Here is a 17,712-nt window from a genome sequence, read left to right as displayed (position 1 = left end):
TCGCCGGAAATCATCATCGATCACCCTATCGGCAGCGCCGCCCCGAAAACGTTTCCGCGGGCTCGCCGTCATCACGGCGTAAGAGTTTGCGGCACCGGAGGTTCATCGTCGGTGCAAGGCGTCCAGCACGGTGTCCAGCAGCCCAGCCGGCAGCGACTCCGGCGCGCCCGGCCGGACGGCGTGCCGGCGCTCGGTGAGAGCGATGGTGGCGCGCAGCTGGGCAAGGTAGGCCGCGCAGTTCTCGCACAGCGCGAGGTGCTCGCGCACCCGGCGATGCTGTCGCGGGCTCAGCGCTTCGTCGAGGTAGGCGGTGAGCAGGCCCACGAGCCGGCGGCAGGTCACGGCGTCGGCGCGGTTCACGAGATCGTCCCTTCGGTTTCCGCGGCCAGGTGCCCTTCGATCGCGGCGCGCACGGTGGATCGCGCCCGGTGCAGGAGGACGCGCTGGTGGTTGGCGGTGATCGCGAGCAGGTCGCACACCTCGTCGGCGTCGCAGCCCAGCACGTCCCGCGCGGTGATCACCTGCTGCTGACGGCGGGGCAGCGTGGCGATCGCCGAGTCGATCACGGCTCGCAGGTCGGCCGCCTGCAGCCGCTCGCCGGGGAGCAGATCCCACCGCGGGAGCGGGCAGATCCAGCCACGAGCGCTCCCGGCGGTCCGTGCCGGGTGGAACCGGGCCGGGTCGACGGACGGCGCGTGATCTTCGCGCCACACCTCGGTGAACGGCAACGCCCGGCGTTCCCGTTTCCCGGCGTGCCACGCCGTGCGCACCAGGATGTGGAACACCCAGGTGCGCAGGCTCGACCGGCCTTCGAACCGGTCGAGCCCGGTGAGCACCGCCAGCCAGGTGTCCTGCACCACCTCCTCGGCCACTTGGCGGCTGGGGACGTGGGTGACGGCCAGCCGCAGCATCGCGGGGGTCCACCGTCGCACCAATTCGGTGAAGGCGAGTTCATCACCGGAGCGCAATCGTCGAATCAGCAACCGTTCTTCGTCGACCTGTTCCACTACCACAGGGAGGCCAACGCGGCCGGGACCCGGATTGGTGGACGCCGGGCCGGGTGGTTATTTCCCGGTAAGAGTTCTTACGGCCGCCGCCGGACGGGCCCGCCGGCTGTAATGCCACGCGAAGCGGGGCCACTAGGGAGGCGCAACGGATCGTTTTCTCTTATCCGGAGGTCATGATGAAGAAGATCCCTTTGCCCGGAAACCGCCGGCGGGTGCTCGCCGCGGCACTGCTGACGGCCGCCGCGACCGGGCTGACCGTGACCGGCGGGGCCGAGGCGAGCGGCGGGCCGGGAGGCGGCGGATCGGACGGCTTCACCACCGACATCGTCAGCGCGATCGCCGTGAACCCCGGCAACGAGACCGTGACGCTGCCGCTGCTGCAGGGCAGCCACAACGGACAGCCGGTGTACTACGTCGTCACCGACGACTCGAACCAGGCCGACGCCGCCGCCCGCGGCGTCGACTACGCACCCAAGCTGGCGCACGCACTCGGTACGGCGGCAGTGCAGACCGTCTCTGTCGCGAACGGCGTGGTGCAGTTCCCGGGGATCGTCGACTTCGCCCCCACCAGAGCCGTCACACCCGGGCCGGCCGGCAACGAGTTCGCCGGCGGCAGCTACACCCCCGGCGCAAACGGGGACGGTACCTACAGTCCGCTGATCACCACCGGCAACGGCACTGTCCTCAACGCCAGCCAGATCGCCGACGCCAGCGGCGTGCACGACTCGGTGATGTCCATCGACTACGCCCGCCACCAGGTCACCTTGCGGTCGTTCTTCGGCTTCTGGAACGGCCACCGCACGCTCTACCTGCACCTCGACGCCTCATCGCCGGTCGTCGCCGCGGCCGAAGGATCCACCTACGCCCCGAACCTCGACGCGGCACCCGCCCCGGGCTCCAACGACCCGGACACCTCGGCGCGTTCGGCGATCATCCCGGTCGTCAACGGCGCGGTCGGCACCGGCGACCCGAACCGGCAGGGCCTGAACTCCGCGCTGCGCGGCGAAGGCGACCCGGACAACATCAACCAGGAGATCCCCGGCCAGGGCAACGGCCGCTACAGCCCGGTCTGGGACGTCACTCCGCTGAACTGGACCCAGGCCGCCATCGACTCTGGCCGGCGTGTCCTGCTGACCAGCGCGAGCCAGGTCGCGGGCGCGTTCGCGCACGGCTGGATCACCAGCGCCGGCACCGGTCCGGCCAACGCCGGGCTCAACGGACTGCGGTCCGGCCCGTTCATCTCCAACTGTCCCATCGTCGCCGTCGCCTGACGCGCCGAGCCCTGCGAACCCAGGAGCACGAAATGCGTGAACCCTTGTCCCGGCTGGTCCGCACAGCCGCGTTGGTGTCGCTGGTCGGCGGCGGGATCGTCCTGTCGGCCGGCCCGGCGTCGGCCCTCGAACCGTCCGAGAGCGAAGTCCTGCCCAGCGCCATCTCCTTCGACGGCCACGCTGGCCTGCCGCCGTCCACCGCGCAGACCGTCACGTTGCCGCTGCACGTCGGCACCGGCCCGGACGGCCGGCTCGTCTACTACATCGTCACCGAAACCTCCAGCGCGGCCGACGCGGTCGACCGCGGCGTCAACTTCTCCCCGAAACTGGCCAACGCCCTGGGCACGCCGGCCGTCCAGTCCACCGGTACCGATCGTCTCGGCCGGGTGCGGTTCAGCGGCACCGTCGACTTCAGCCCCACCCGCGCCGTCACGCCCGGAGCCGCGCCGACCTACTTCCCGCCCACGTCGGCCACACCGGGAGCCGTCGGCGACCCCGGCTACAGTCCACTCACGACGGACGGCGACGGCGTCGTGGTCAACATGCCCCAGGTCGCCAACTCCTCGGGCCAGAACGACAGCGTGGTATCCATCAACAAGGTCACGCTCCGGGTGACCCTGAGCCTCTTCGGCGGCTTCTACGACGACCACCCGGTCCTCTACATCCGCACCGAAGCGTCGGATCCTCTCCTCGCCGCCATCGAGTCGAGCACCTACGCACCCAACCTGAACGCCGCGCCGGGACTGGCGAGCGACGACCCCGCCACCTCGGCGCGGGAGGCGATCGTCCCGATCGTCAACGGTCCCACCGGGATTGGCAACCCGCAACGGCAGGGCCTGAACTCCGCGCTGGCCGGCGAAGGCGCGCCCCTCAACATCATCCAGGAGGACCCGGCCCCGCCCGGCGACGACTCGAGCCCGTTCTACAGCCCGGTCTGGGACGTCACCCCCGGCGTGTGGACCGACGCCGCGATCACCTCGGGCGCACGCACCCAGCTGCGCAGCATCACCGAGGCCGAGCAGCAGGCCCACGACGGGAACCTGATCAGCTTCGGCAACGGCCCCCGCAACGACCACGTCGATCTCAACGCCGCACAGTTCGTTTCGTTGTGTCCCGTCATGGCGGTCCTGCCGATTCCAGGCATCTGACGTCCGAATCCTTGCCCATCCCTGCTCTCTATGGAGGTTTCCGATGACTCAGCCCACACAACCGGACCGGACAGCGAAACCGCGTCGCGCGGAGGGCGCTGACCGCGGCCACCGCCCTCGCGGCCGCGGCCGCGGCCGGCTTCAGCGTTCTCGCGGCAGGCCCGGCGTCAGCACTGGGCGGTGAGACGTTCGGCTGCCAGATCCCTCCCGGCCCGGCCGGCTCCTACAGCTCGAACTGCCACAATAGTGCCAAATGGCACCACGGCGGGTTGCCGGATCGAAACCTGTCCGGTGACGACTTCATCCCCGTGTCCGTGACCCTGACCCAGGGCTCGGCAGCCGAGACCCTGACCGCATACGCCACGATCATTCCCGTGTGCGGCAACGTGTACTGCTGAGCAGAAGAAGATTCCGCTGCGGACGGAACAACTGTGATGGCGGGTCGCGGCCCGCCATCACAGGGTCGCACGATGGGACGGGCCGGCTACCAGTTCGTCAGGATCAGGTGGTTGACCAGCAGCGCAGTGACTGCTTGAGCGGCGAGCCACCATCGGCGAGAAACCGGTGGGCAGGGCTGTCGCGGGGAGCAGTCACACCCCGAACGGCAGCCGGATCCGCTCCGCTTCGGCCTTGTACAGCCCCGAGACGTCGGCGAACACGACCACCACGACGGCGGCGAGCACGATCAGGACCAGCTGGTCGTTCAGCAGGGCGCGCTTCGGTCCCGTGTGGACGGTGACCGCGGCGGTGCGGCGGATCCCGGCGACGACGGCCGGACCGCACGCGATCAGGAAGGCCGCGACGTCCGCCCACACCCAGTACGAGTACGGCCGCAGGTGGGCGATGCCCTGCTAGTAGCGTTCGACCACGAGGTGGTACCCGTCGAGTCACCAGAAGCCGGCGAAGGCGAAGACCGCGACCACGAGCAGCGCGGCCGGAACAACTACCGCGGCCACTTGCCAGCGCCTGCCCGAGACCAACACGGCGAGTGCCACGAGCCTGAGCAACACCAGCCCGTAGGACAAGAAGACGCCGAATCCGAGCAGCAGCCCCCCGCACGCTGCGGCAGGCGCCGCGTGCCGCCTGCCGTTCGCGAACCCGGCCGCCGCGAGAGCCAGGAGCGCGATGCCGGTCGCGGTGACCCCGGCGAAGAGGCCGTCCGCCGACGCGCCGATCCACACCGCGCCCGGCGTCAGCACGGCCCGCGGATTCTCCTCGCTCATCGTGGAGAACCTAAGGTCGCCGGCGGCGCATCCGTCCGAGACTGATCCATTCCGTCACGAGACGGTAAGAACTATGTCATTTGCGGTGGCCTAGAGTGCGTACGCGAATACCTGACTTTCCCGCACGCGAAAATGCCGATTGTCCGGATGCACGGAATACCCATTTGTGCCCAGGTGCAAGCTGCGGTCGCAGCGGCATCGAATGACGACTATGACCAGGATGTGGACGTGACAATGCCGGATGTGGTGCTGCTGGTCCTCGCGAAAGCGCCGTGCCCTGGACGGGTGAAGACCAGGTTGTGCCCGCCGGCGACGCCCCGGCAGGCCGTGCGGATCGCGGCGGCCTCCCTCCTCGACGCGCTGGAGGCCGTGCAGGCTGTCGAAAGCGCGCAGCCGGTCGTGGCGATCACCGGTGACTTCGCGGACGGCGAGTCCGCCGACGAGCTGCAGTCCGCAGCGAACGGTCTGCCGCTGATCCGGCAGCGAGGCGAAACCTCGGTGCTGGTCGACCGGTGTCGTCGCACATTGCTCGGACCCGATGTGGACGCTCTGCTGGGGCGCGCCCTGGATGGCGGGTGGTGGATCCTGGGCCTGCACGATCCGGTCGCGGCCACGGCGGTCGAACCGGTACCGATGTCGCAAGTGGACACCGGAACGCGGACGCGGAAGGCGTTGCAAGACAGCGGCCTTCGTATTTCCGACGCGCCGATTCTGTCCGATGTGGACACGATCGCCGACGCGTTCGCCGTGGCCGATCCCGTGCCGGCGTCAAGGTTCGCCGCGGCCGTGCGGGAGGTGTCGTGAACACGCCGGTGCGCCAGGCCGGCTGCACGCACGAGAAGTCCTTCGATCCCGCCTTGCGCGGTGATAAGACGTTCTTGGAGCTGGACGACGGCAGGACAGTGCGGCTGAGTGCTGGACGCTGGTCGCGTTCGGCCTGTCGTGGTGACCGTTGGCTGCTCGATCGGTGCTGGGGCACCACTGTGGACCTCGGCTGCGGGCCGGGCCGGCTCGTCGCCGCTCTGGTCGAACGCGGCCTCCCAGTACTCGGCGTGGACGTTTCGGCGCTCGCGGTCCGGCACACTCGCGATCGCGGAGCGCCCGTGGTGCAGGCCGATCTGTTCACCGCACTGCCCAGGGAAGGCGAATGGGCCACGGCCTTGCTGGCCGATGGCAACCTCGGCATCGGAGGTGACCCACTGCGGCTCCTTCGCCGGGCGCGGGCGCTGGTCCGTGCCGGTGGGCAAGTCCTGGTTGAACCAACCGCGTCCTGGAGCGGGCACTGGCAAGGCCAGGCGCGTCTGGGCGATCACGACGGTTCGCCCGGCGGCTGGTTCCCGTGGTCAGTGCTCGGCCTCGACGCACTGGGATCGCTCGCCGCTCCCGCCGGCCTGCGGCTGGTGGAAACCCACCGTGGCCGCCGGCGGCAGTTCGCTCGATTCGTGCGCACCGCCGAGGAGCCACGACCGTCCTGACGGATCGGGCGATCTTACGGCGCGCTTACCGAACGCTGCGGCGGCCGCTCGGTGCCGCTCGGGTGCCTAGGGTGGGCTTTCTTCGTAGGAAAGAGGTTTCGGTGCGTCTCGTTCCGTGGTGCCTGGCTGTCGTCCTCCTCGCCGGCTGCTCGGGTCCGGTCGCGGACAAGCCCGCCGAGCTGCCGCCCGCGGCCGAGCCCGCCGCCGCTCCCGGGGTGGCCCGGCCCCCGGCCGGCCAGGTGCTGCCGATCGGCGCGTCCCCCGAAGGTGTCGTGGCCGACGCGCGCACGCACCTGGTCGCGGTCGGTGTCCGCGAGCCGAACGCGCTCGCCCTCGTCGACGCGCGGACCGGGCAGGTGGTGAAGCGGGTGCCGCTGCCCGGCTGGCTGCGGCACCTGCAGCTGGCCGGGCCCGGTGGGCCGGTGCTGGTGCCCGACGAGACGTCGAACTCGCTGCTGACCATCGCCCTGCCCGGTGGTGAGGTGACCACGACGGTGGTGACCGGGGTGGTCCCGCACGACGCCACCCGGGCCGCCAACGGGTCGTACTTCGTGGCCAATGAGCTGGGCAAGAGCGTCGTCGTCGTGCGCGACGGGCGCGTCGTGCACACCTTTTCCGACGTCACCCAGCCCGCCGGGCTCGCCGCGGTCGGCGACCTCGTCGGGCTGGTCGACGTCCGGCAGAACGACCTCACCGTCTACGACGCGGGGGCGTTGCGGCAGGTCGGGCGCGTGCCCGCCGGGGCGGGGCCCACGCACGTGCTCGCCGACAAGCGCGGGCACCTCGCCGTGGCCGACACCCGCGGCAACGCCGTCCTGCTTTACCGGCTCACGCCGCGGCTCGAGCAGATCGGGAAGCTGGCGCTGCCGGGGACGCCGTACGGGATCGCCTACGACCCGGTGCGCGACCGGATGTGGGTGACGCTGACCGCGCGCAACGAGGTGGTCGGCATCGACCTCTCCTCGGGTACGCCGACGGAGGTCGTGCGGCTGCCGACGGTCCGGCAGCCGAACACGGTCGGTGTGGATTCGTCGACGGGGCGGCTGTTCGTCACCGGTACGGCCGACGGTGTCCTCGAGCTGATCGACCCACGCTGACGGCCGCCTTTACCGAACCCGAACACAACACTGATCGGGCTCTGTGGTCGCGGCCCTAGCGTGCAGGCATGTCTTACCGTGCTCGTCTGCTTCTGACCTTTGCGCTGGTCGTGGCGCTGGCCTCGACCGCCGCGGCCTGCACCACCGACAGTTCTCGGCCCGCCGCCGTTTCCGGGGCGGCGGGCAGCAGGCCGAACATCGTCCTCGTGCTCACCGACGACCTGTCGATGAACCTGCTGCAATATCTGCCGCACGTGCAGGACATGGCCCGCAATGGCACCAGTTTCGCCAACTACACGGTCACTGATTCGCTGTGCTGCCCGTCGCGGTCGTCGCTGTTCACCGGGATGCTGCCGCACGACACCGGCGTGTTCACCAACGGCGGCGTAGACGGCGGCTACGGAGCGTTCCACGGCCGCGGCGACGACAAGTCGACTTATGCGACGACGTTGCAGCAGGCCGGGTACCGCACCGCGATGATGGGTAAGTACCTCAACGGCTACGACCCCAAGACCAACGGGGTGCCGCCGGGCTGGAACGAGTGGGACGTCGCCGGCAACGGTTACGGCGAGTTCAACTACGACCTCAACGAAAACGGAACGATCAAGCACTACGGCAAGGCGCCCGAGGACTACCTGGTCGACGTGATGGCGGGCAAAGCCGCGCAGTTCGTCACCGATACGGCTGCCGCGCACACGCCGTTCGCGATCGAGCTCGCCACGTTCGCCCCGCACGGCCCTTACACGCCGGCGCCGCGCGACGCCGACGCCTTTCCCGGCCTCACCGCGCCGCGCGGGCCGGCGTTCGACACCCTGCCGTCGTCGGCTCCGCCGTGGCTCGCGTCCCGCACACCGTTGACGGACAAGGAAAAGAAGGCCATCGACAAGGCGTTCCGCAAGCGCGCGCAGGCCGTGCAGTCGGTGGACAAGATGATCGGCACGGTCCAGGACGCGCTGGACAAGGCCGGCGTGCGCGGCAGCACGGACATCGTGTTCACCTCGGACAACGGCTATCACATGGGGGAGTACCGGCTGACCCCCGGCAAGCAGACGGCGTTCGACACCGACGTGCACGTGCCGCTGGTGGTCGCCGGACCCGGTATCCCCGCCGGCGTCACGGTGAACCAGCCCGTGGAGAACATCGACCTGCGGCCGACGTTCGAGGCACTGGCCGGTGCTCCGACGCCGGCGCAGGTGGACGGCGAGAGCTTGGTGCCGCTGCTGACCGGGGCGACGCCGGGGGCGTGGCGCACGGTCGGGCTGGTCGAGCACCACGGTCCGGACTTCGACAAGACCGACCCGGACAAGCCGAAGAAGAACAGCGGCAACCCGAGTACCTACGAGGCGATCCGCAGCGCCACCTACACCTACGTCGAATACACCGACGGCACCAAGGAGTACTACGATCGCGGCACGGATCCGCAGGAACTGCACAACACCGCGGCCCAGCTGCCGCCGGACACGGCGAAGCAGCTGCACGACACGCTGCAAGCCATGATCTCCTGCCACGGAGCCACTGCCTGCCGGCACTGATCGAGTAACAGGGTCCGGGCATGTCGCAGCCGAAGGGCTCCAGCGTGACGGCTTCGGCCTCGGGCTCCGATGGTGGTGAGCTCTGGGTCTGTCAGTGGGGCTCGAACACCGCGATGATCATCCGCGGGACGGTACTTCATTCCAGAAGGTCTTGGTGGGCGCTGTTCCCGGTAGCCGGTTGGCCGTCGGCTTGGCAGGCGATCACCGCCGGCGGATACCTTCGGTGGTGTGGACGGTCCGCAGCGATTTCATGAGCGGTGAGCGGCGAGGATTCAGTGTCCTGCTAGGGCCGGCACGGCCGGATGCGGCCAGCCCTGCAGGCCCAACCGCTCGTCGCGACGGTAGAGTTCCACGCCGGCGTGGGTGTACGGCACGGTGTTCTCGGGGAGCGAGTCCTTCGGGAACCAGGCGATTTGCGAGCACTTGTGCGGCTCGGCGTTGCGCGGCTCTCCTCGCCAGCGCCGAGCGCGAAAGAAGAAACCGACCCGAGCCTGACCTTCGGGGTTGCGGTAGTGGACGGTGGTGACCATCTCGAGGTCGTCGCGATCCAGTTCGACGTCGATTTCTTCGCGGGCTTCGCGGATGATGGCTGCGACCATGTACTCGTCGGCTTCCAGCTTGCCGGAAGGCAGGTTCCATTGGCCGTCGGCGTATCCGGTGCCCTCGCGCCGGGCGAGCAGGACTTGCTCGTCACGATCCAGAATCCCGAAGGACGAGCGCAGCGAGATCAACAAGCTGGCCGCGCCGACGCCTGCCCAGCCGACGCCCGAACCAGAGGCAGCAAGCAACGTCGTCGCGTTTCGGTCGCGCCGGAAGCCTGCCTAGCTGCCGCTGTCCCGCGACGAAAAGCCCGACCCCACCGAAGTTAGACCGGGGTCGGGCGTTCTCGCGTCTACGGGCCGTCTAGGACGGCGGAGCAAGCCGCTTCGCGCGCTCCGTCAGCGACGCCTGTCGCTCTTGCTCAGCGCGCTTTTCCTGGTCCTCGGCCGTCTTTTGCGCCTGCCGCTCAGGAATGATGGTCTCGATGTAGATCTGGTTGGCGCGCTCGACGATTGCGTCTACCTCGGCAACGGCACCCTCAAGATCATCATCAGACTCGATGTTGAACCAGACTGTTGGATCCGAGATCGTGCCTGGGTGTCCGGCGCGCTTCACATTCAATCGCACATCGATCGATCGGCGGATGCCTTGCTGTGCCTTGTCTGCCCGATTGAACGACTGAATCCAGTCGCTATCTGGCCACGCGCTGAGCGTAAAGCTCACCTGCGCCGAGCCATTGGCGCCTCTGGCGTGTGGCTCTGGGTGCGCCGATCGTTTGATCGGCTCGAACTCGTCAGTCACAGCTTCATCGACTCCTCACACTCCCTGCCCTCCCCACCGGGCTCATCGTCGCACGCCTGTTCGAGTCAGCCAGTGGACACGCCGACGCTGGCTTATGCGGCATCGCCTTCGGCCTTAAAGAGTGCGGACGAGAGCCGGTAGAGTTGAGGGCTCGCGTTCGAGTCCTTCTCCACGACACCCTGGGCGATCAACGCTTTAAGCGTCAGGTGCACATTGGGCTGTTCGCGGTTCATGTTGCGCGCCAACACGCCCATGTTCGTCCACTCCGGGTAGTACGAAGCCATGTGCTCAACAAGCGTTGCTTGTGTTGGCCCGAGGGACGGGTGGAGAGCGCGAGCGCGGATGACAGCTTCTTCGGGGGTGGTCGTCGGTGCCTCTGACCCCTTATCTTGGCTTAGAGCTACAGCACGCTGACGGAACACGGCGCTAGCCGCGTCAAGCGCATCGGCGCAGGTCCTGAGGAACAAAACGTCCGGAGTCATGGCATCTCCCTTGCTTGACTATAAACCCCAATATATGGCCCTATAGCGACTTTCGTCAAGCATGGAACCGGCCCGGACACTTCAACCGATCGGGGGTCGGCGGAAGGTTCCGGGCCGGACGACACAACGTGCGGGACGCTGTGCCGGGCTAGTTCGGCCGAAGTGGCCGGATGCTGACCGGGGTGCGGCCATCGAGCGGGATGCGGCAAGCCGGGGGCGCGGGGATGAGGTTCCGGGGCTCCGCAGGCGAACCGGGGCGCGGCCGGGATAACACGGCGCGCAGGACCCACGCGGCCGACTTGTCGTCGCCGTACACCCACGTCACGCACTCCGGTGCGAGCACGTCCGTCCGGTAGTCGGCGGGAGTGCGGTAGGCGACGGCGGACTGTTCGTCCCGGATGATCACGACGTCGGCGCAGTCCTGCCACGCGAAGTGTGCCGCCATCCACTCCGGCCGCCGACTGTCCCGCCCGTCAAGGTGCAAGATCCACCGCTCCTGCCGGAGCTTCTCCAGCCAGTAGTCGACTTCGCCCTTCATCGCTCTGCGCTCGCAAGTTCGATCACGCAGAGCAGTCAACCGTCAACCCGGCGTGGCAGGGTTTGCAGAGTGCTATCCCTGTCCGCTCGCTAGGCGCTGGGCGCCATCCCGAACCGGTGCCGGAGGCTCCCCAGTTCCCATGCCTTGCGTCGTGCGCGGCCCTCCAGAGTCTCCAGCAGGGCGCGCGCTACGGGGTCGTGCCGGATGCGTTGGGGAGCGATCCGGTCCGCTGTGTCGAGATGGCGGAGAGCCGCGTTATCTCGGTCGCCTTCGGCCTGCGCATAGGCACGGGCGAAGTCGAAGTGCAAGGCCGCGCGGCGGTCGGCGGTGTCCAGCCCGTCGAGGTGGCCGGGAATCTGTTCGAGGTCTTCGGCCGCCTGCGGACCGCGCTCCAATTCGACGGCGACCGAAAGAGACCAGGCGCGCACGTTCGCCGGACCAAAGCTGAACCATAATTGGTTCTGTTCGCCAGTTCGATCGGCCAGTTCGCTTGCCATTTCGAGGTGGCTTAAGGCTTCGTCGGAGCGCTGATCTTTCGCGGCCATCTGGGCGGAGGAGAGGTGCAGCATTCCGGCTGCCTGGGCGCTGGAGGTCTCCGGGGCGGACGGGTCCGCGTACTCCTCGATCCCATCCAGCCCGCCTGCCGCTACTTGCTGGGCGCGTCGCCGTGCGCCGAGACGGCTTAGGGCGCTGGTGCTCGTCATGGCGGCGAAGGCGCGTAGCGCTGGATCTTCGGCCCGGCTGGCGGCATCCTCCGCACGTCGGGCCGCGAGCACGGCCAAGTCAAGGTTGCCTAAGTTCCGAGCGACGCCGGACGCGACGAAGCACGCTTCGGCGAGCGCAGCCAGCGCCTTTCGGCGTGAATCGGATTCACCAGTGACGGATGCTATATGTAGCTCAACGAGGAGTTCGCCCAGCTCATGGCCGGCCATGGAATACAAATTGTTGGCGGTGTATTCGTTGGCTTTCGCGGCTAGCTCGGCCAATTCGTGAACCGGGCGCGCGGGCAAGTCGGGAACGTCGTCAAGTGTCGCGTCATACAACGCCACAGAGATAGCGGGCAGCGTGGCCAGCGCGTCGGCGCTGTCCCGGTCCGCCGGTAGATAAGGCTGGCCAGTGAGGTCTGACACCGAGCAACCGAGAGCGTCGGCAAGGTTCTCCAGCAACCCCCGGCGCTCGAAATGCCGCTTGCCGGTTTCGAGTTGAGAGAGGTACGGCTTGCTGATCCCGGCGAACCCGGCCGCTACGTCCAGCGACAGGCCGCGCCTACGCCGGATCATCCGAACCCGCTGGCCGATCTCTGACGGCAGCGGAGCGGGCTTCTTCGGTGCCATGTCGGCCGCCTTTCCGCGTGTGGGCGTCGCCACTAACGGTACCTATGCGACTGGGCGCGTGCGGAATGCGGAGGCGCTGGCCTGACGGCTGCCTCACCCCCGAATCCGACCGGTTCGGGGGCGGTTCGGGGATTCGATCTTCAGAGCGACCAGAGTGGACCTTTGAGACCGGGTCTGACCAGGCGTTTTGCGAGTGCCCCCGGTGAGATTCGAACTCACACTGGACGGGTTTTGAATCCGTTGCCTCTGCCAGTTGGGCTACGGGGGCTTGGCACGGTGACTCTACGGGATCACCGCACGCGGGGCGTGGTCGGGGGCGGGGTGTCGCGCTGGCCACTACGTGGTGAACGCCATCTCTTCAACTGGATCGTTCCCGGTAGGCTTCAGGCTTCGCGGAACGCCGCGAAACCGAACGTTCCGCCGAGTCTTCAGGAGGACCCCGGTGACCGATCAGGCTACCGAGGCCAACGGTGCCGCCACCGTGCCGCAGCGTCGGGTGCTCGTTGCGGAGGACGAGGCGCTCATCCGGCTGGACCTCGTCGAAATGCTGCGTGAAGAGGGTTACGAGGTCGTCGGTGAGGCAGGGGATGGCGAACAGGCCATCGCGCTGGCCACCGATCTCAAGCCCGACCTCGTGATCCTCGACGTCAAGATGCCCAAGCTCGACGGCATCGAGGCCGCGTCGAAGATCACCGGCGATCGGATCGCGCCCGTCGTGATCCTGACCGCCTTCAGCCAGCGTGACCTCGTCGAACGGGCGCGGGACGCGGGCACCATGGCCTACCTCGTCAAGCCGTTCGCGAAGCGTGACCTCGTGCCGGCCATCGAGCTCGCCGTCAGCCGGTTCTCCGAGCTGCAGGCCCTCGAAGCGGAGGTCGCCGGCCTCACCGACCGGCTCGAGACGCGGAAGGTCATCGACCGCGCCAAGGGCCTGCTGATGAGCCGGCAGGGCTTGACCGAGCCGGATGCCTTCCGGTGGATCCAGCGCACCGCGATGGACCGCCGGACCACGATGAAGGCCGTCGCCGAGGCGGTCGTGGAGAGCATCGGGACCTAGAAACGACGGCGGCCGGCAGGCAGAATCACGTGAGTGAAACTCCGCCTGCCGGCCTTCGTCGTCCTGGGACTGGTGCTGGGACTGGCGGCGGGCTGCACCGCCGCCGAGCCGAGCGCCCCCGCGCCGACGACCTACGAGCTGCCGCCGCGTCAGGTGCGGCCGGACGAGACCGCGCTCAAGGTGCCGCCGGCGAAGAACGGCGACACCGAGTTCGATCTGATCGGCTTCGCCGCGGGGCTGCCCAGCATCACCGGCAGCCACACCGAAATGCCCGCCAAGGGCCAGTACGTGCGGCTGCGGCTCGTCGTGACCAACACCGGCACCTCGAGCGTCCTGTTCGACACGATGCGCCAGCTGCTCGTCGACGACCAGGGCGCCACCCACCCGCCGGACGAGCAGGCCATGCTGATCAAGCGCCAGCCCGCCCAGTTCGACCTCGGGCACAGCGTGCGCGTCGAGTTCGACCTCTACTGGGACATCCCCAAGGGCGCCAAGCCGGTGGCACTCCGGGCCTTCGGCGGCCCCACCATCACCGACATGAAGAACGTCAACGGCACCGACATCAAGCTGTGAGAAAGGGCCCGGTCGCGAAGACCGGGCCCTTCTCGGAACAGCTGTCAGACGCCGAGGTCGCCACCGAGGTAGGCGGCCCGCACCTTCGGGTCGTTCAGCAGGTCGGCCCCGCGGGCGCTCTGGACCACACGGCCCGTCTCGAGCACGTACGCGCGGTCCGACAGCTTCAGCGCCTGCTGGGCGTTCTGCTCGACCAGCAGCACCGTGGTGCCGCGCTTGTTGATCTCGCGGATGATGTCGAAGATCTGCGCGATCAGCATCGGCGCCAGGCCCATCGACGGCTCGTCGAGCAGCAGCACCTTGGGCTTCGTCATCAGCGCACGGCCGATGGCGATCATCTGCTGCTCGCCGCCCGACATCGTGCCGCCGAACTGCGTCTTGCGCTCGTTGAGCCGGGGGAACAGCTCGTAGACCTCGTCGAGGTCGCCCTGGAGCTCGTCCTTGCGGGTGTAGGCACCCATCAGGAGGTTCTCCTGCACCGTCATGCCGGGGAACACGCCCCGGCCTTCCGGCGACTGGCCGATCCCGAGCAGCACGCGCTTGTGCCCCGGGGTCTTCGAGATGTCCTGGCCGTTGAACACGATCCGGCCGCTGGTCAGCGGACGGAGGCCGGAGATCGTCTTGAGCGTCGTGGTCTTGCCGGCGCCGTTGGCGCCGATGAGGGAGACGATCTCGCCCTCGTCGACCTGGATGCTCATGCCCTTGAGGGCGGCGATCTTCCCGTAGTGGACGTTGATGTCCTCGACCTCAAGAAGCATCTTCGGACACCCCCAGATACGCCTCGATCACCTTCTGGTTGTTCTGCACCTCGTGCGGCAGCCCTTCTGCGATCTTCTGGCCGAAGTCCAGCACGGCCAGCCGGTCGCTGATGTGCATGACCAGGCCCATGTCGTGCTCGATCAGCAGCACGGTGCGGCCGTCGTCGCGGATCTTGCGGATCAGCTCCTGCAGGGCGATCTTCTCCGCAGGGTTCATCCCCGCGGCCGGTTCGTCGAGCAGCAGCAGCTTCGGGTCGGTCGCGAGCGCCCGCGCGATCTCCAGCCGGCGCTGGTCGCCGTAGGAGAGGTTCTTCGCGACGTGGTGCTCGACCCGGCCGATGCCGACGAAGTCGAGCAGCTCACGCGCCCGGTCCCGGCCGTGCTTCTCTTCCTTGCGGTGCGTCGGCAGGCCGAGCACCGCGCCGATCGCGCCCGTCTTGTGGTGCGCGTCCGCGCCCACCATGACGTTCTCCAGCGCCGACATGTTGTGGAACAGCCGGATGTTCTGGAACGTCCGGGCGACGCCGCGCTTGGCGACCTTGAACCGCTTCATGCCGTCGATGCGATCGCCGTCGAAGCGGACCTCGCCCTCGGTCGGCGAGTAGACGCCGGTGACCACGTTGAACACCGTGGTCTTGCCGGCGCCGTTCGGGCCGATGAGGGCGAAGATCTCGCCCTCGTTGATGCTGATGTTGACCTCGCGCAGGGCGGTGACGCCGCCGAACCGCATGGTCACGTTGTCGAACTGGAGCAAGGGGCTCACTTGGTCACCTCCGCCGAGGCCTCGGAGTCGGGGCCGGCCACTTCGGCACCCATCGCGCCCATGCCGCCGGTTCCTTCCCGTAGTTCGGCCTTCCGCTGCCGGGACGGCAGGATGCCTTCCGGCCGCAGCGCCATCATCAGCACCAGCACGGCGCCGAAGACGAAGATGCGGTAGTCGGCGAAGTCCCGGAACCGCTCGGGCAGCCACGCGACGACGAACGCGCCGAGGATGACGCCCGGCAGGTTGCCCGCCCCGCCCAGCACGACCGCGGCCAGGATGGTCGCGGACAGGATGAACGGGAAGTTGTTCGGCTCGACGAAGACCGCCTTGCTCGCGTAGATCGTGCCGGCGAAGCCACCGATCATGGCGCCGATGGCGAAGGCGAGCAGCTTGAACTTGAACGTCGGCACGCCCATCAGCTCGGCCGCGTCCTCGTCCTCGCGGATCGCCGCCCACGCCCGCCCGACGCGGCTCTTGTTGAGCCGGATCGAGAAGACGACGACGAGCACGATCGCGAACAGCATCAGGTAGTAATACGGCGCCGGGTCGAGGAAGAACTCCATGCCGAACAGCGGCTCCGGGTGCGGGACGTTCGTGATGCCGCGCGCGCCGCCGATGGCGTCGGTGTTGTTCGCGGTGATCCGGACGATCTCACCGAAGCCCAGGGTGACGATGGCCAGATAGTCACCCCGTAGCCGTAGTGTCGGGGCGCCGAGGATGACGCCGGACACCGAGGCCAGGAAGATGCCGAGCACCACCGTCGGCCAGAACGACCAGCCGTACTTCGTGCCGATCGCCGCCCACGTGTAGGCGCCGATCGCGAAGAACGCGACGTACCCGAGGTCCAGCATGCCGGCGTGGCCGACCACGATGTTGAGGCCGACCGCCAGCAGGATGTACGTCCCGATCGGGAAGATCAGGACCGTCGTCCAGTCCGAGTCCGGGGACATGAACGAGCCGATCCACGGCGCGGGCAGGATCAACGCGAACACGATCACCAGCAGGTAGACGCCGTAGCGCTGCCACTGGGGCGCGTCGGCCCACCAGTCCCGGGTGCCGTCGATCGGGTGGAACCCCCGGCGGGCCGGTGATTCGTTTCCGTCTACCACTTCGTCGCCTTTCATACGCGTGCCCGCTGCAGCGATTCACCGAGAATGCCGGTGGGCCGGAACATGAGCACGAGCACCAGGATCACGAAAGCGGTGACGTCCTTCCAGGCCGAGCCCAGGAAGATGGAGCTCCAGTTCTCGACCAGGCCCAGCACGATCCCGCCCAGCAGGGCGCCGCGCAGGTTGCCGATACCGCCGAGCACGGCGGCGGTGAACGCCTTGATGCCGAGCAGGAACCCGATGCGGTAGTCGGTGTTCTCGTATTCCATGACGAACAGGGCGGCGGCGACGCCGGCCATGGCCCCGCCGAGCAGGAAGGTGATGCGGACGATCCGGTCGATGCTCACGCCCATCAGGACGGCGGCCTCGGGGTCCTGCGCGGTGGCGCGGATACCGCGGCCGATCCGGGTGCGGCGCACCAGCTGGTCGAGCACGACCATCACGATGACCGCGCCGATGATGACGAAGACGTGGTCGGTGCGCACGACGCCGTTGCCGATGCGGAACAGTTCCTCGTGCGGGATGAACCGGGGCGCGGACTGCTGCACGCGGCCGGACTTGCCGAAGACGTCCGGGATGACGATGAGCGCGAACAGCTCCTGCAGGAACAGCGACGCGCCGATGGCCGAGATCAGGGCGGCGAGCCGGGTCGCGCCCTTCTTGCGCAGCGGCCGGTAGGCGACCTGCTCCAGCACGATCGCCGAACCGCCCGACACGAGCGCCGAGACGACGATGAGCAGGACCAGGATGCCGATCATCGAGAAGACCGTGAACGGCGCCGCCGGCGCGATCGTGATGAGGATGAACAGGGACGTCATCGTCCCGATCATGAAGATTTCGGAGTGCGCGAAGTTGATCAGCCGCAGCACGCCGTAGACCATCGTGTAGCCCAGGGCGATGAGCGCGTAGATGGAGCCGGCTACCAGGCCGCCGATGGTGCTGCCCAGAAACTGGCTCTGCAGATCTTGGAACATGACGTAGTTGCCTTACCTGACGGGGCGAGG

At 68.2% G+C, this 17,712-nt stretch carries 19 protein-coding genes, 1 tRNA gene and 1 pseudogene; 8 read left to right on the top strand and 13 right to left on the bottom strand.

Going from position 1 to position 17,712, the window contains the following annotated elements:
• Positions 1-102 precede the first annotated feature (102 nt).
• Together OG439_RS22330 and OG439_RS22325 are read right to left on the bottom strand one after the other, a co-directional pair.
• Complete coding sequence (locus OG439_RS22330) at positions 103-360, bottom strand: anti-sigma factor family protein (RefSeq protein ID WP_326951272.1); 258 nt, start codon at positions 358-360, stop codon at positions 103-105.
• On the bottom strand, positions 357-1,007 hold the full coding sequence (locus OG439_RS22325) for an RNA polymerase sigma factor (protein WP_326951271.1): 651 nt from the start codon (positions 1,005-1,007) through the stop codon (positions 357-359). Before OG439_RS22325 ends, OG439_RS22330 begins: the two co-directional genes overlap by 4 nt.
• 176 nt (positions 1,008-1,183) lie before the next feature.
• On the opposite strand from OG439_RS22325, the gene OG439_RS22320 reads away from it, so the two are divergent.
• Together OG439_RS22320 and OG439_RS22315 are read left to right on the top strand one after the other, a co-directional pair.
• A complete protein-coding gene (locus OG439_RS22320) occupies positions 1,184-2,278 on the top strand; it encodes a hypothetical protein (protein ID WP_326951270.1) in 1,095 nt (364 codons plus the stop codon).
• Positions 2,279-2,310: 32 nt separating this feature from the next.
• Complete coding sequence (locus OG439_RS22315) at positions 2,311-3,426, top strand: DUF7482 domain-containing protein (RefSeq protein ID WP_326951269.1); 1,116 nt, start codon at positions 2,311-2,313, stop codon at positions 3,424-3,426.
• A 484-nt stretch (positions 3,427-3,910) separates the two neighbouring features.
• On the opposite strand, the pseudogene OG439_RS22310 reads toward OG439_RS22315, so the two are convergent.
• Positions 3,911-4,634, bottom strand: a pseudogene (locus OG439_RS22310) (hypothetical protein); the annotation flags it as partial.
• A 249-nt stretch (positions 4,635-4,883) separates the two neighbouring features.
• On the opposite strand from OG439_RS22310, the gene OG439_RS22305 reads away from it, so the two are divergent.
• The 4 genes from OG439_RS22305 (at position 4,884) to OG439_RS22290 (ending at position 8,753) form a co-directional block, all read left to right on the top strand.
• On the top strand, positions 4,884-5,453 hold the full coding sequence (locus OG439_RS22305; RefSeq protein ID WP_326951592.1) for a TIGR04282 family arsenosugar biosynthesis glycosyltransferase: 570 nt from the start codon (positions 4,884-4,886) through the stop codon (positions 5,451-5,453).
• Positions 5,450-6,124, top strand: a complete 675-nt coding sequence (locus OG439_RS22300) for a class I SAM-dependent methyltransferase (RefSeq protein ID WP_326951268.1) — start codon at positions 5,450-5,452, stop codon at positions 6,122-6,124. The genes OG439_RS22305 and OG439_RS22300 overlap by 4 nt, the downstream gene beginning before the upstream one ends.
• 101 nt (positions 6,125-6,225) lie before the next feature.
• Positions 6,226-7,221 (top strand): YncE family protein, encoded by a 996-nt coding sequence (locus OG439_RS22295; RefSeq protein WP_326951267.1) that lies wholly within the window; start codon positions 6,226-6,228, stop codon positions 7,219-7,221.
• 68 nt (positions 7,222-7,289) lie between these two features.
• Positions 7,290-8,753 carry a sulfatase family protein gene (locus OG439_RS22290; RefSeq protein WP_326951266.1) on the top strand — a complete coding sequence of 488 codons (1,464 nt, stop codon included), beginning with the start codon at positions 7,290-7,292 and terminating at the stop codon, positions 8,751-8,753.
• A gap of 272 nt (positions 8,754-9,025) precedes the next feature.
• On the opposite strand, the gene OG439_RS22285 is transcribed toward OG439_RS22290, so the two are convergent.
• The 6 genes from OG439_RS22285 to OG439_RS22260 form a co-directional block, all read right to left on the bottom strand.
• Positions 9,026-9,487, bottom strand: coding sequence for an NUDIX hydrolase (locus OG439_RS22285; RefSeq protein ID WP_326951265.1), 462 nt, complete (start codon positions 9,485-9,487; stop codon positions 9,026-9,028).
• A gap of 169 nt (positions 9,488-9,656) precedes the next feature.
• Positions 9,657-10,094, bottom strand: a complete 438-nt coding sequence (locus OG439_RS22280; RefSeq protein ID WP_326951264.1) for a hypothetical protein — start codon at positions 10,092-10,094, stop codon at positions 9,657-9,659.
• 92 nt (positions 10,095-10,186) lie between these two features.
• On the bottom strand, positions 10,187-10,576 hold the full coding sequence (locus OG439_RS22275; protein ID WP_326951263.1) for a hypothetical protein: 390 nt from the start codon (positions 10,574-10,576) through the stop codon (positions 10,187-10,189).
• A 148-nt stretch (positions 10,577-10,724) separates the two neighbouring features.
• A complete protein-coding gene (locus tag OG439_RS22270) occupies positions 10,725-11,114 on the bottom strand; it encodes a hypothetical protein (protein WP_326951262.1) in 390 nt (129 codons plus the stop codon).
• 89 nt (positions 11,115-11,203) lie between these two features.
• Complete coding sequence (locus tag OG439_RS22265) at positions 11,204-12,448, bottom strand: helix-turn-helix domain-containing protein (protein WP_326951261.1); 1,245 nt, start codon at positions 12,446-12,448, stop codon at positions 11,204-11,206.
• A 194-nt stretch (positions 12,449-12,642) separates the two neighbouring features.
• Positions 12,643-12,716: transfer RNA gene (locus OG439_RS22260), tRNA-Leu, on the bottom strand.
• Between the two features lie 174 nt (positions 12,717-12,890).
• Here OG439_RS22260 and OG439_RS22255 point away from each other — a divergent pair.
• Both OG439_RS22255 and OG439_RS22250 read left to right on the top strand, forming a co-directional pair.
• The gene (locus tag OG439_RS22255; protein WP_247054229.1) at positions 12,891-13,505 is read left to right on the top strand and encodes an ANTAR domain-containing response regulator; all 615 of its coding nucleotides are present in this window, start codon (positions 12,891-12,893) and stop codon (positions 13,503-13,505) included.
• Positions 13,506-13,538: 33 nt separating this feature from the next.
• Entirely contained in the window at positions 13,539-14,078 is a 540-nt protein-coding gene (locus OG439_RS22250) for a DUF4352 domain-containing protein (RefSeq protein ID WP_326951260.1), read from the top strand.
• Between the two features lie 44 nt (positions 14,079-14,122).
• On the opposite strand, the gene OG439_RS22245 is transcribed toward OG439_RS22250, so the two are convergent.
• Genes OG439_RS22245 through OG439_RS22230 form a run of 4 tightly spaced genes read right to left on the bottom strand, consistent with a single transcriptional unit; the run spans position 14,123 to position 17,682 of the window.
• A complete protein-coding gene (locus OG439_RS22245) occupies positions 14,123-14,836 on the bottom strand; it encodes an ABC transporter ATP-binding protein (protein WP_247054225.1) in 714 nt (237 codons plus the stop codon).
• Positions 14,826-15,599 carry an ABC transporter ATP-binding protein gene (locus OG439_RS22240; RefSeq protein ID WP_326951259.1) on the bottom strand — a complete coding sequence of 258 codons (774 nt, stop codon included), beginning with the start codon at positions 15,597-15,599 and terminating at the stop codon, positions 14,826-14,828. Before OG439_RS22240 ends, OG439_RS22245 begins: the two co-directional genes overlap by 11 nt.
• Positions 15,596-16,723 (bottom strand): branched-chain amino acid ABC transporter permease, encoded by a 1,128-nt coding sequence (locus OG439_RS22235; RefSeq protein WP_326951258.1) that lies wholly within the window; start codon positions 16,721-16,723, stop codon positions 15,596-15,598. The genes OG439_RS22240 and OG439_RS22235 overlap by 4 nt, the downstream gene beginning before the upstream one ends.
• Entirely contained in the window at positions 16,720-17,682 is a 963-nt protein-coding gene (locus OG439_RS22230; RefSeq protein WP_326951257.1) for a branched-chain amino acid ABC transporter permease, read from the bottom strand. The genes OG439_RS22235 and OG439_RS22230 overlap by 4 nt, the downstream gene beginning before the upstream one ends.
• Positions 17,683-17,712: the final 30 nt, after the last annotated feature.

This window comes from Amycolatopsis sp. NBC_01307, from assembly GCF_035975215.1.
Lineage (GTDB): Bacteria > Actinomycetota > Actinomycetes > Mycobacteriales > Pseudonocardiaceae > Amycolatopsis.
This window is presented reverse-complemented; position numbering and strand designations above follow the sequence as displayed.

What these genes read in the sequence shown, in the direction of transcription:
- OG439_RS22320 (WP_326951270.1), top strand. Translation starts at nt 1,184, where the DNA reads ATGAAGAAGATCCCTTTGCCCGGAAACCGCCGGCGGGTGCTCGCCGCG.
- OG439_RS22315 (WP_326951269.1), top strand. Translation starts at nt 2,311, where the DNA reads ATGCGTGAACCCTTGTCCCGGCTGGTCCGCACAGCCGCGTTGGTGTCG.
- OG439_RS22305 (WP_326951592.1), top strand. Translation starts at nt 4,884, where the DNA reads ATGCCGGATGTGGTGCTGCTGGTCCTCGCGAAAGCGCCGTGCCCTGGA.
- OG439_RS22290 (WP_326951266.1), top strand. Translation starts at nt 7,290, where the DNA reads ATGTCTTACCGTGCTCGTCTGCTTCTGACCTTTGCGCTGGTCGTGGCG.
- OG439_RS22275 (WP_326951263.1), bottom strand. Translation starts at nt 10,576, where the DNA reads ATGACTCCGGACGTTTTGTTCCTCAGGACCTGCGCCGATGCGCTTGAC.
- OG439_RS22270 (WP_326951262.1), bottom strand. Translation starts at nt 11,114, where the DNA reads ATGAAGGGCGAAGTCGACTACTGGCTGGAGAAGCTCCGGCAGGAGCGG.
- OG439_RS22265 (WP_326951261.1), bottom strand. Translation starts at nt 12,448, where the DNA reads ATGGCACCGAAGAAGCCCGCTCCGCTGCCGTCAGAGATCGGCCAGCGG.
- OG439_RS22245 (WP_247054225.1), bottom strand. Translation starts at nt 14,836, where the DNA reads ATGCTTCTTGAGGTCGAGGACATCAACGTCCACTACGGGAAGATCGCC.
- OG439_RS22235 (WP_326951258.1), bottom strand. Translation starts at nt 16,723, where the DNA reads ATGAAAGGCGACGAAGTGGTAGACGGAAACGAATCACCGGCCCGCCGG.
- OG439_RS22230 (WP_326951257.1), bottom strand. Translation starts at nt 17,682, where the DNA reads ATGTTCCAAGATCTGCAGAGCCAGTTTCTGGGCAGCACCATCGGCGGC.